The following is an 11,951-nucleotide window of genomic DNA, read 5'->3' on the forward strand; positions in this document are numbered from 1 at the left end:
TTCTTTAATAAAAAGTCGGGGATATAATAGCACAAAACAATACTAAAGCTAGGCTTCAGCAGAAACCAATTCGACTTCATCTTCTTTGAAGTGAGCTCGAAATTTTTTGTCAAACTGAACTAGCACCGGCCAATTGGCACTGACAGGTCTGCCGTGCCATTCGTGAACGATCGCCACGATTTCTCCTTCCATACCCTTAATCTCAACTGGTTGACTGCGATTTTCCGGGTGGTGGTAGACAACAACAGAGTTTTTAACGCAAACGCGATCGCCAATTTTCATAGCTAAAAAATTTAGTGTTCTTTCTTCAAAACTCTACAAAGCCTGCAAGTGCAGAACACTTGTTGGCTTTGGGGACAGTCTTTTCATCTTCCCACAGAAGTAGAGCGAATACTCAAAGAAAATTGGCGGTTGTTTGTCGGTACTTCGATTCCGGGAAGCCTGAATGCCGATCGACTCTAGCTCGATCCCCACCGCCCGATCGGCATTTAAACCGATCGGGCGGATTCTGCTGTGCCGGAATTGATCCAGGCTAATCGACCAGCGATCGGCTTAACTGATCCAACCAACACTCAACATCAACGGCGAGAGTTTGACCCAACTCCAGCAACTGCCGGATCGAAGACAACTCCCAGCCACCGTCTGAGCCGACGATATCTAAAGCAACCGGGTCAACCTTATTTTCGCCGTCCGAAGTAGCTTGCCGTTGCAGCCAGCCCAAACACAGAGGCACAATTTGACTGTACAGAGAATCGAAATACAGTTCCTGCGATTTGTCCAAACACAAACCCAGACTCAGCCGATCGCCCACAGCAATCAAACGCTCGATGTACCGGATATCGGCTTCTAACTCCAGAGGCGATCGTTCATCTACGCCCGATCCTGCTTGCAGCAGCGTGTCTAGCGATCGCCAAACCAGCCGTTCCAAAATTTGCTTAACTTCAGGAACCTTCAACCGACTGCGGAGGAGACCGGCTTCAGTGGCGATCGCTTCAATGTCAGCCAGCAGAGGTTCCGCGTCTCCGGTTTCCAGTTCCAGCGCCTTCGCCGCCGTCAAACAGCGGTGTCCCAAAGCCACCTCAGCAGCCACTTGCAACTCAACCGGCACCGGCAACTCATCGCGATGGAAAGCCATCATCACCCCGTAATTTTCCCGATAAACCTGAGTGTAAAGTTGATCCAAGCGAGTCAAATTTTCTTGACTCAGCAACTGGACGATGCGGTGGCGTTCCTCTGCGAACAAATCCCGCAAGCTAAACGACTGATCCCCAAACAACCGCACCATTTCCAGAATCGCGTGGGCCGCCGAAGCTTCTTGCAGAACTCCAAACAACCGCTCTTTGAGCATATTGTAAGACCGGCGGCTGCCAAAAGGCTGAATGCAGCAGTGGAAATCCCAGCCCCCAAGGTGGAATGCAGCAAACACAAACACGTCTGTTTCCCGGGTAATTTCCGAGGTTAACTGCAATTGACCCACAGCCAGAGTCATCGAACCCATGCGCTGAATTTGGAAATCTTGCTGTTCGGCCTGATAGCAGTAAACTCGCTGTTCGCGGGGATATTTGGCAAACAGAGCACTAATCGCGTAGTGGGCGGCGACTTGTTTGAGACTGACTTGGGCTGTTGTCACCAGTTGGCGGTAAACTTCTGCGCCTGTTTTGAAAGAGTCAACGTTGCTGGGTATTAGGGCTAGTCGATCGATAAAATCCTGTTCTAGCTGAACACCAGCAACTTCCCCCGCCAATTCCAGCGCCCTGGCGGCGTAGCGCAAAATTTGCACGCCTTCGGGGCGAGAGACTTCTTCAAAAAACCAGCCGCAGCTAGTGAACATTAACAAAGTGTGGCGCTGCATTTCCAGCAGGCGCAGGGCGTCTACCTGTTCGGCGGCATCCAGTTCGCGAATTTGATGGCGTTGGAGGAAACTGTCAACATTCGCGGGCGATCGATCGCGGATGACATCAATATATTCATCTCTGGCTTTCCAGGGATCGCAAAACAGCTTGCGCCCCGCTTCCTCATAAATCGGAATCAGTCGATCGCGCAGCCAATTCAAAGTATCGCGCAAAGGCTTGCGCCACAGGAGATGCCACCCGCCGCCGCCACCGCACCCACAATCATCTTGCCAGCGATCGACCCCGTGAGAACAACTCCAAGCCGTCACCGGTTTGAGTTCCACTTCCCAAGTGCTGGGATTTTGACCTAAATAATGAGCATAATTCGTCACAGTCCAGCCGCGGCGGGGAAACTCCTCTGTGAAAGCGTAGGCGAGACATTTTTCCGTACTGTTTTTGTGGTGGCCGAAAGTTTCGCCATCTGTGGCCACGGAGATTAATTGAGCCGGTCTGTGGTCTCCCCGCACTGCTTGACCCAAGCGCCCAGCCAAGTGGTGGCTGCTGCTGAGAACGTCATTGAAGCCCATATCCCGCGAGATCGGGCCGTCGTAGAAAAAGATATCGATGTAGGGAGTGTGAGGATTTGGGGCTGAGGACTGCTGGCCGTGTCCGCGAGTAAAGTGGTAAGTGCTCAGGGGCGAAAGTTGGTGGTCAGCCATCAACCGCATTTCCGGCTTCAAATAGCAGCGGTAGGGGCGAGTCGGATCGATTTGGCCGCCGCCGACTTCGTGCCATTCGCCATCTGTTTGTTGCTCTCCTTCTTGGTTTTGCGCGATTAGCGGGCGGCAGCGTTCGGCTTGGGAGGGGGCTAAGACAATAAAACGAATGCCTTCAGCCACCAAAACTTCCAGGGTGGCGTAGTCTACGGCGGTTTCGGCGAGCCACATTCCTTCGGGATGGCGATCGAATCTAGAGCGAAAATCTGCGATCCCCCAGCGAATTTGGGTGTATTTGTCTCGCTCGTTCGCCAGCGGCATGATGATGTGATTGTACACTTGGGCGATCGCGTTGCCGTGACCGTTGAGGCGCTGACAGCTTTTGCGATCGGCTTCCAGAATCCGTTGGTAAACTTCGGGATCGTAGCGTTCCAGCCAGCTCATCAGAGTCGGGCCGATGTTGAAGCTGAGATATTCGTAGTTGTTGACGATCCCGGCGACTTCACCGCGATCGTTGAGTATGCGCGCAAAGGCGTTCGGGCGGTAGCACTCGTTGTCAATGCGTTCGTTCCAGTCGTGGAAGGGAGAGGCGCTCCCTTGGCGCTCGATCGCGTCTAGGTAAGGGTTTTCTCGGGGGGGTTGGTAAAAGTGACCGTGAATCGTCACGCACACTCCAGTTGCAGTTGCGGCGGTGCTTTGGGTTGCAGTCGTTACGGTTGGTGCAGACACAGAGAGCACGTTGGACTGAGTTTTAGAAATCGAAACCATGCGATCGAATCCTCAAGTAGTTAAAGACATGAAAACCAGCCTAATCAGTAAGTTAAACCTTACGCAGCAGGCGTTTGGGCTAGGCATCTGTAGGTGCTAAATTTTGGCAGATAATTTTTGATTCATTTGTAGTATTTCGAGCAAAGCATTCGTTGCAATATACCAACCGTCGATCCCTGAGTTTTTCTGCCAATGCTTTGCTGTTGAAAGAGTTATAAAAGTTAGCTGTTGCTGCTTTGTGGCACTTTCGACCCATTTCAGGTTAGTGCGTGCAGGGCTGCTCGTTGAGAGTTTATATTTACATTGCTGCATCTTAAAGTCTTATTCATTAAATGGCAAGTTTTCCCCGGAAAAATTTAATCTTTGGCGATCGATGGTGGTTGTGCTGTTGAAAGTTAACAATAGGGTGAAACCCCTCAGCAGGCAAAACTTTGGCTGAGGGGGGCTGCTGCACGAAATTGCTGCGTTGTGTCGGCGCAAAATCTTTTGTTGAGTTTTCTTGGTGAAAAGTTACTTTTACCCGACACCAGTAACTTATGGAAGCCAACAGATAGCCTCATTAATGCGATCGCGTGCGTGGGGATTTTCATGTCTTACCTCGACTTGATGCCGACTGCTGAAACAGCCTCGATACAATAATAGACTTGAATTGCATAAGTCTTCGATCGCTCCCTCAAGCGCAGATGTCAGACAGATGCAACCGACGATGCAACGCAGATAATTTCAGGGTGTTTTCCGATTTTTGCAATTCAAGTCTATTTTTTATCGATTGTTGGGGTATTCGAGCATCATTTTTGGTGGGCGGGGAAACAGACTCACATACTCGCGGGGCGATCGAGCAATTGACGGTTGATGCTGCTGCATGGCACATTTACCGTTCAGGACTATTCCAATTATATGCGACTGCTGTCCCGGCTCCTTTCGTCCGCCCTCACCGTGCCGTGCAAGTGCCGTTCAGCCCCTGCACAGCCTATTTTCAGCCAACTTTCTCCACCGTAAATCCAATTTCTTGCCCGTAGGATAGTTCCAGAGTATGACCGTCCGGGTCTCGCAAAAAGGCCCAATAGCCGATCGGATATCCAGAATCTTTTGGTTCATCAACCAGCACACCTTCTTGACGTGCACTATCGCAGAGAGAATCCATATATTCCCTACTCTTGCAACCAACCCCAAGGTGTGCCAGCGGAGACAAAACTGGATGTACAGAGTTTGTCTGAATCAGCACAATTACAAAAGGACGAGTGCCATCAGAAAGCCATACAACAGCAACACCTGCTGCTGCATCAATCCGGCGGTGAACGACCTGCATCCCAGCATACTTCGAGTAGAATTCAATACTTTTCTCAACATCGGAAACTGGGAGTGCGATGTGAGTAAAACCGATATCAATCATTTGAAATTTCCTCCATGCTTTAGACTTAAAACTTTGCAAATACTCCTGGACGCAGCGGATGTTAGAAACCGTTTTTTCAGAAATATATTTCACGGGAACATCATATATTATGTTAAAAACCCGGTTTCTTTGGTCTTAATGCGTAAGTCATGACCAAATGACTTCATAATGTTCGACTGTTGGAAATGGGTCGTAAAAATGATGCAATAAGGAACGCCACATTTGATAATCTGGCGATTCTCGAAATCCAACGGTATGGTCTTCCAAACTTTGCCACCGCACCAGCAAAATATAACGATTTGTGTTTTCTATGCAGCGTTGCAGCTCGTGCGAGATATACCCCGGCATAGAAGAGATAATCGCTGAAGCTGTTTTGAAAGCAATTTCAAACTCAGCAGTCCTATTAGGTTTAATGTCAAGAATTGCAACTTCTAATATCATAGATTTAATCAGATGCTCTCCACTTGGCAGCCTTCATATCCATTGCTTTAATAAATCCAGCTTTTCCGTCCATGTACCCCTGAATATTATCATAGTATTTATTGGCGAGTTCTTGTTTTAGTTCGCTGTATTGCTGCGCTTCTTCAGATCTACTAAAGCGAGATAAACCCTTAGGGGACACAGATTTGATACTTGACACAGTTTCCCGATGCTAGTATCATTTGTTAGTAAACCGTCGAACAAAAATGGAAGATTACAAATCTGCTTTTTTACAGCGCTATCAGGATACCGAAATACTTTGTTACTCTGCCAGAAAAGTGGCGGCCATGCACTTTGCTGGTGTGACAATAGAATGTCTGCTAAAATCAATGATATTCGCTTCCCTACCCAAAAATGCCAAGCGAGAATGGAAAACGGATTCTAACACTCCTGGTCATACACTTACTAATCCAGGACATAGTTTTCAAGATGCTTTGAGACGGCATAATAAGCTGCATGATAGGATTCAGAAATTTCCACAGGTAATGAAATGGCTGGTCACAGTTGAAAATCCCAAAAATCAACATTTTATAGATATGCGCTACTCTGGTAGTGAACCTAACGATCCAGACTATAAGCAGTGGCTGTCTGCATATAAGGGTCTCATAGGTTGGCTACAGAAGCAAGCTACTACACTTTGAGGATACAGAGATGCAGGAAACCTGGCAAATATCACTTAAACGGGAGCTGACAGACTGTTATGTGCAGAGTCCGCAGGAATGGACTGACATCAATATTTCTACTTCTGGACTTTTGAATTTGACGATTGTGAGCAATACCTTTAATGGCTTATGTTTCGAGCGTCGAAAGGAACGAGTACATAGCATCCTTAGGAAATTTAAAATATCCCCAGGTTTTATTTCTTTATATACGGTAGACGAAGCAATTTCCCTGAATTTGTCACGCCCACAGCTTACAAATGGAAGTTCAGTGCAAACTTGGCAAGATTTAGCTTTGTGGGCTGCAAATCCACAAAATCAATCCCAACTTTCTCAACCTGAACCCCGCATTCCTCGAACCATTACATTCTATTCCTTTAAAGGAGGAGTGGGGCGAACAACTGCCTTAACCCATGTGGCTTGGATTTTAGCTATGCGCGGTCGAAAAGTTGTGGCTGTTGACTTAGATTTAGAAGCGCCTGGTTTAAGTACAGCTTTTAGTTTAAACCCACTACCTGAATTTGGTATTGTCGATTATTTTTATGAGCGCTCCTATTTGCCTGAAGAGTTAGAACCCAATATTTTAATCACTAAGATATTTGGTGAAGTTACAATACCTGATGCAACAGGAAGACTCTTTATTGTTCCTGCTGGTTATTTAAGTCTTGACTACATTGCTAAAGTTGATGATCTGCGAGCAACTACTATTCTGGATAATGGTGAAACCCTCTGGTCTATTTTTAGTCGTGAAATTAAAGAACAGCTAAAACCAGATGTGATCTTGGTGGATTCACGTACTGGAATCAATGAATGGGGTGCTTTATCTCTACTCCAGGCTGCTGATGAGGCAATTATATTTTTGTTTCCCAACGAACAAAATCGGCAAGGAATTGATCTTCTTTTAAAATCACTCAATTCTTTTGGCAAGCTGTCAATTAATTTTGTATTTTCACCTGTTCCTGATATCAGTGATACTGGAACGACTAAAGTTACAGAAATTTGGCAGCTTTTACGCAAAGTCATTGAGCGCGAAATAGATCGAGATGAACCAAATGAAAATGGTGATGACTTAGATGAGTATCAATCTGAAATAGCAGAACCATTAATAGTACCTTACCTTCCCTCAATTGCTCTAGCAGATCGTCATCCTGTAACAGGATTGTTGGATTACTACAATCGAATTGCTAACTTAATTGATGAAGAAACTAATCAAATTCGCTCACAGGAAATTCTAGCTGCAACAGATACCGAACAACGCTGGAAAATTATTGAAAGCCTTCAATTTCCAGCCTTAAATGCTGCCGATCCTACGTCAAACCTTCTCGCTTTATTTCAGAAGACTGCTAATTTTGAAAAATTCTTAGATGAGACAACTTGCCTAATCAGAGGCAGAAAAGGAACTGGCAAGACAGCACTTTACTTGCTTTTATTAAAGCATGAATCTAAGGCTAGACAGCTAGCTCGCGATCGATTAGATTCTGTATTTTTCCTCTCGGGTCATGGTGGATTCCAGAACAGTCGCCCAACACGCAATGAATTTCAAATTATCAATCAAAGTCTAAAAGATAATGAGGGAACTTGGGAGGCATTTTGGCGAGCCTACCTGATATTTCGAGTTTATCAAGCAAGTTATTTAAAACTGCCAGATAAAGGGAGTCAAAAACCTAAATTTGAAAGTATACGCAACATTTTGAAGGGACTGCCGGGAGAAAACTGGCAGTCTGAACATACGCTCGCCTTAATTCAATTATCAACTGATTCGCAGTTGAGACTTGTTTTGTCGGATGTCTTAGACATTCTGAACGAACAGCAACGGGATAAAAATCAAACACTTTGGCTTTTATATGATGATTTAGATGAAGACTTCCCCGAAAAAGATGGAGTGAGACAGCAAGCTTTAAGTGGTTTGTTTCAACTTATTCAGGCTTGCGATGCCCGTCGATTAACATCAATTCGCTTTAAAATATTTATCCGAGAAGACATTTGGAATCGTTTAAATTTTGACAATAAAAGTCACTTCAATGGACGCGATCTTTTTTTGAAGTGGACAAGGGTAGATTTCTTGCGATTAGCTCTTCGCCAAGCCATGCAATCAGCAGAATTTAAAAATTTAGTCGATCGTTCTTCGCCTGTTGAAAACATTGATAGTGCTAATGAAGAAACCTTAAACCGCGCCCTAGACTTATTGTGGGGAATTCGTCGAAGAACCGGAGACAAAGCTAAATATGTTTATAGATGGGTTTACGAACGTTTATCAGACTCAAATAACACGGCTTTTCCCCGCAGCTTAAGTGCCTTGCTTGATGGAGCAAAAGAGCAGGAGTTAACTTACAAAGGACAAACATCAGTTAAGGCTCCAACCGATCGTTTACTGCGACCAACATCTCTGGAGATTGGTTTAGAAAAAGCATCAGAGGAACGTTGTGATGCCATTAAACAAGAATATCCTGAGTTATGCCAATTTTTTGAAGCTCTAGAAGGTGTTCCAGCTTTACCTACCAGACAAGACCTTGAGAACGCATGGCAGAAAAGTGTACGGGAAATATATCCTGACTTTGATGAATTTGCCAGTTTTTTAACTGAAATTGGTCTGGCTAAATGGCGGCAGAAAGAAACCCGTTATGGGTTTCCTGATATTTATGTGTATGGTTTCAAGATGATTCGTACAGGGACGAAGTAGCAAATTATGAATTTCATTGCCACTTCATCTACCATACCTAAACGAGCATGGTTAAATGACACCATCTTTCTATCCTCCCCAACAACCTGGCTCTTGGTGAAATCGCGTTCATTTCAGTTGAGGGAGGACAAAAAAGCGGAATGGTGCAGTCTCCTGTGCTAGTTGATTTCAATCATCGTCAAGCTTCGATCGCCCGAATCGATTCCAACTCCCGTACAACAGGCAATCCCGATGCGACAAGTTCAGGCGGCACCTGATGGGTTTCCAGGTATTTTCCGTCGTGAATTAGCTGCACAACGTTCATCCGGTGAGGGCGGGTGTAATAGCGGTGGGTTGGTTCCGTCTTTTGCCTTTCTTGCAAGCTGTCGTTGGCAATTTTCTTGCGGAGTTTGACGATCGCATCCATAATCGCTTCCGGCCGCGGCGGACATCCAGGTAAATAAACATCCACCGGAATTAGCTTGTCCACACCGCGCACAACAGTCGGAGAATCTGCACTAAACATTCCGCCCGTAATCGTGCAAGCGCCCATTGCAATCACGTATTTGGGTTCGGGCATTTGTTCGTACAGCCGCACCAACACAGGAGCGTACTTCATGGTAATCGTGCCGGCGGTAATCATCAAATCTGCCTGTCGGGGAGACATCCGGGGAAATACACCTAATCGATCCAAATCGAAGCGGGAAGCGAGCATGGCGCTAAACTCAATGAAGCAGCAAGCAGTGCCAAACATCAGCGGATACAGGCTGGACATTTTTGCCCAGTTGTAAAGGTCATCGACGGTTGTGAAAATTACGTTTTCCGATAGCTGTTGCGTAACTTCGGGATAAGCAGCCGGATTGGCGATCGACAAATCTTCTGAAGCAATATCTCGTGTCATGTCAGGTGAATTCATGTTGACAAAACTCCTGGAACGATATAGCTGTTGGTTGTTCGTTGACACTCTAATTCTGGCATCGAATTTTAGCTCCCGCCACGAACTGTCAGATATCTTGATACTCGCGCACTCTCTCATCTTCAGAACAGGCAATTTATCTGTGTAGCAGCTTAGTTCTCGGCTGAGTCATTTTCAAATTATCGATCGACCTTTTCAATTTTATTAAGTATCTTCGCCAACTTCTGACCAAAAAACGTGAGTGCGATCGCCCCAACCCTTAAACCAGCATCCAATTCCTTTCCCCCTCCCCTTGGCTAAACTTGCTGGCAGGCTATGATTGACGGTTGGGAGCTTTTCAGAATTTAAATGCTAAACACAACCAACATAATTTCCAGCCTGCTGCTATTTATCCCAGTTTCGATCGCCGGACACTTTCTCGGCTGGGAATCCTCCACAATCTTCATCACCTCCGCCCTAGCCATCATCCCTTTAGCAGCCTGGATGGGTACGGCCACCGAAGAAATCGCCGTTGTCCTCGGCGCCAACTTGGGGGGTTTGCTGAATGCTACCTTCGGAAATGCCACGGAATTGATTATCGGCATCGTCGCCCTCAACGCCGGACTAATAGATGTTGTTAAGGCCAGCATCACCGGTTCAATTATCAGCAACTTACTGCTGGTGATGGGATTTGCAATGCTGCTAGGCGGCTTGCGCTACAAAGAACAAGAATTTCAGCCCACAGTCGCGCGGTTGAATGCTTCCGCGATGAACTTAGCTGTGATTGCCATTTTGGTGCCGACGGCTGTTAATGTCACTTCTATCGGCATCGCCCCGGAAACTATGCAAAATCTCTCTAGCGCTGTTGCGATAGTCCTGATTATTGTCTACGTGCTGACTCTGCTGTTTTCGATGAAAACCCACAGTTATCTTTACGATGTAGGGGTGGCAGAAGTCGAAGGTCTCGAAGAATTAGCCGAAAGTAACTTAGCACCAGACAGTCCCGACCACAAGGTGAATCTACCGTTGTGGATTTCGGTACTGTTGGCCTGTACCGTCATGGTGGCGATCGAGTCAGAACTCCTGGTTAGTAGTCTAGAAGAAGCGACGGCGCGTTTGGGGCTGACATCACTGTTTACCGGGGTGATTTTAGTGCCGATTATTGGCAATGCTGCCGAACACACGACGGCGGTGACGGTGGCGATGAAAAATAAAATGGATTTGTCGGTTTCTGTGGCTATGGGCTCGAGTTTGCAAATTGCTTTGTTTGTTGCCCCGCTGTTGGTTTTGGTGGGTTTTATCGTGGGCCAACCGATGGACTTGAACTTCAATCCGTTTGAACTTGTAGCAGTTACGGTGTCGGTGCTGATTGCGAATTCTATCAGTTCTGATGGCAAGTCTAACTGGCTTGAAGGTACTTTGCTGTTGGCTGCTTATGCGGTTTTGGCGCTGGCGTTTTTCTTCCATCCCGTAATCGAAGGACTCGTTTAAAAGGGTAAAGAAGTCAAGCGTGAAGTCGGAAGTTCGGCAACGAGAAATGTGCGGGATTTAACTCATGTAACGGATAGAATTCCCGATTACCCATCAGTTATGCCGTCATCGGGAAGAGGGAAGTCCTAGGGAAGAAAGCAGAAGGAAGTTCGGCCTTACTCGCAATGTGCGGGATTTAACGGATGTAACGGATAGAATTCCCGATTACCCATCAGTTATTAACGGATGTAACGGATAGAATTCCCGATTACCCATCAGTTATGCCGTCATCGGGAAGAGGGAAGAAAGCAGAAGGAAGGAAGATGGAAAAGGCATTAGGCAGATGTTTGTCCCCCACTCTCCCCATCTCCCCCTCTCCCCCTCTCCCCCTCTCCCCCTTTCTCCCTCTCTTTTATTTCTTCCTTCCAGAGTGCTCCGGAGCGATCGTACAATGGAAAGCGGAAAACGAGCTAGAGTTCACTCCGCTTGACATTAGCGACGCGAAGGATTTAAATCAAGAGTGCTCATCAGTCTTGTACTGGGTGTGATACGATCGTCGCAGGTTGAAAATTGAGTATAACTAGACAACGTAAAAACTTAACTGGATTGTTGAGTACGCAGTCACACCGATCGGTGTTGCCGTCTAGGAAAACTCGTATTTGAACGAAAACCTGACTAGATCGAGACGATCGAGTACGGTAGGGCATACCGGAATTTACGCTTCAGGAGAAGACACTTTTACTTGACCTGGAGTAATCCAGTCGCAAGCAAGTGACTTCGTTGAACCAAGAATCTCAGTCACCAAGAGTGCTGAGAGTGCCAAAGTAAAACTTGATAGAGGTTAACTTACAGGGCGAAATAGTTATCTAAACTTAGTTAAAGCTCGCTGGACAAGATAAGTCTAGAAAGGCTATGATATCTGCAATGCCGAAAACCAAGGCTCAATTATCCGGTTTGTAAACCGCAGTTATGTCTGTACTAGCCAGCCTGTTAAGGTCGAGAAGGAAGTCCACAACTCGTTAAATTGGCTGAAAATAGTGGGTGACTCATGGCTAATAGCGACCGCTAGAATTGTTTTT

At 46.3% G+C, this 11,951-nt stretch carries 11 protein-coding genes; 4 read left to right on the top strand and 7 right to left on the bottom strand.

What is annotated here, in order from left to right; translation table 11 throughout:
- Positions 1-48: 48 nt before the first annotated feature.
- Positions 49-282, bottom strand: a complete 234-nt coding sequence (locus JGK36_RS13305) for a ferredoxin-thioredoxin reductase variable chain (RefSeq protein WP_293182347.1) — start codon at positions 280-282, stop codon at positions 49-51.
- Positions 283-330: 48 nt separating this feature from the next.
- Here JGK36_RS13305 and JGK36_RS13310 point away from each other — a divergent pair, with 48 nt between their 5' ends.
- Complete coding sequence (locus JGK36_RS13310) at positions 331-462, top strand: hypothetical protein (protein ID WP_293182345.1); 132 nt, start codon at positions 331-333, stop codon at positions 460-462.
- 70 nt (positions 463-532) lie between these two features.
- Here JGK36_RS13310 and JGK36_RS13315 read toward each other — a convergent pair whose 3' ends face one another.
- The 5 genes from JGK36_RS13315 to JGK36_RS13335 all read right to left on the bottom strand — a co-directional run bounded on the left by JGK36_RS13315 (position 533) and on the right by JGK36_RS13335 (position 5,349).
- The gene (locus JGK36_RS13315; RefSeq protein ID WP_293197113.1) at positions 533-3,316 is read right to left on the bottom strand and encodes a DUF3536 domain-containing protein; all 2,784 of its coding nucleotides are present in this window, start codon (positions 3,314-3,316) and stop codon (positions 533-535) included.
- Between the two features lie 328 nt (positions 3,317-3,644).
- The gene (locus JGK36_RS13320) at positions 3,645-3,863 is read right to left on the bottom strand and encodes a hypothetical protein (RefSeq protein ID WP_293186870.1); all 219 of its coding nucleotides are present in this window, start codon (positions 3,861-3,863) and stop codon (positions 3,645-3,647) included.
- A 429-nt stretch (positions 3,864-4,292) separates the two neighbouring features.
- Positions 4,293-4,709 (bottom strand): VOC family protein, encoded by a 417-nt coding sequence (locus tag JGK36_RS13325; RefSeq protein ID WP_293186869.1) that lies wholly within the window; start codon positions 4,707-4,709, stop codon positions 4,293-4,295.
- Between the two features lie 147 nt (positions 4,710-4,856).
- Positions 4,857-5,150 (bottom strand): antibiotic biosynthesis monooxygenase, encoded by a 294-nt coding sequence (locus JGK36_RS13330; RefSeq protein ID WP_293186868.1) that lies wholly within the window; start codon positions 5,148-5,150, stop codon positions 4,857-4,859.
- Between the two features lie 4 nt (positions 5,151-5,154).
- Entirely contained in the window at positions 5,155-5,349 is a 195-nt protein-coding gene (locus tag JGK36_RS13335; RefSeq protein ID WP_293186867.1) for a GrpB family protein, read from the bottom strand.
- Between the two features lie 46 nt (positions 5,350-5,395).
- Between JGK36_RS13335 and JGK36_RS13340 the strand changes: the two genes are divergently transcribed.
- Both JGK36_RS13340 and JGK36_RS13345 read left to right on the top strand, forming a co-directional pair.
- Complete coding sequence (locus JGK36_RS13340) at positions 5,396-5,830, top strand: hypothetical protein (RefSeq protein WP_293186866.1); 435 nt, start codon at positions 5,396-5,398, stop codon at positions 5,828-5,830.
- Positions 5,831-5,840: 10 nt separating this feature from the next.
- A complete protein-coding gene (locus tag JGK36_RS13345; protein WP_293197114.1) occupies positions 5,841-8,528 on the top strand; it encodes a ParA family protein in 2,688 nt (895 codons plus the stop codon).
- Positions 8,529-8,706: 178 nt separating this feature from the next.
- Here the strand turns inward: JGK36_RS13345 and nuoB are convergent, their stop codons facing one another.
- Positions 8,707-9,408: an NADH-quinone oxidoreductase subunit NuoB gene (gene nuoB / locus JGK36_RS13350; protein ID WP_293186872.1), complete on the bottom strand. Its 702-nt coding sequence runs from the start codon at positions 9,406-9,408 to the stop codon at positions 8,707-8,709.
- 363 nt (positions 9,409-9,771) lie between these two features.
- On the opposite strand from nuoB, the gene cax reads away from it, so the two are divergent.
- A complete protein-coding gene (gene cax, locus JGK36_RS13355) occupies positions 9,772-10,893 on the top strand; it encodes a calcium/proton exchanger (protein ID WP_293186864.1) in 1,122 nt (373 codons plus the stop codon).
- The last annotated feature ends 1,058 nt before the right edge of the window (positions 10,894-11,951 follow it).

Source organism: Microcoleus sp. PH2017_35_SFW_U_B (genome assembly GCF_020737865.1).
GTDB lineage: Bacteria > Cyanobacteriota > Cyanobacteriia > Cyanobacteriales > Microcoleaceae > Microcoleus.

Bases quoted from the DNA above. Each gene is read 5' to 3' on its own strand.
- JGK36_RS13305 (WP_293182347.1), bottom strand. From the start codon at position 282: ATGAAAATTGGCGATCGCGTTTGCGTTAAAAACTCTGTTGTTGTCTAC.
- JGK36_RS13315 (WP_293197113.1), bottom strand. From the start codon at position 3,316: ATGGTTTCGATTTCTAAAACTCAGTCCAACGTGCTCTCTGTGTCTGCA.
- JGK36_RS13325 (WP_293186869.1), bottom strand. From the start codon at position 4,709: ATGATTGATATCGGTTTTACTCACATCGCACTCCCAGTTTCCGATGTT.
- JGK36_RS13330 (WP_293186868.1), bottom strand. From the start codon at position 5,150: ATGATATTAGAAGTTGCAATTCTTGACATTAAACCTAATAGGACTGCT.
- JGK36_RS13340 (WP_293186866.1), top strand. From the start codon at position 5,396: ATGGAAGATTACAAATCTGCTTTTTTACAGCGCTATCAGGATACCGAA.
- JGK36_RS13345 (WP_293197114.1), top strand. From the start codon at position 5,841: ATGCAGGAAACCTGGCAAATATCACTTAAACGGGAGCTGACAGACTGT.
- nuoB (WP_293186872.1), bottom strand. From the start codon at position 9,408: ATGACACGAGATATTGCTTCAGAAGATTTGTCGATCGCCAATCCGGCT.
- cax (WP_293186864.1), top strand. From the start codon at position 9,772: ATGCTAAACACAACCAACATAATTTCCAGCCTGCTGCTATTTATCCCA.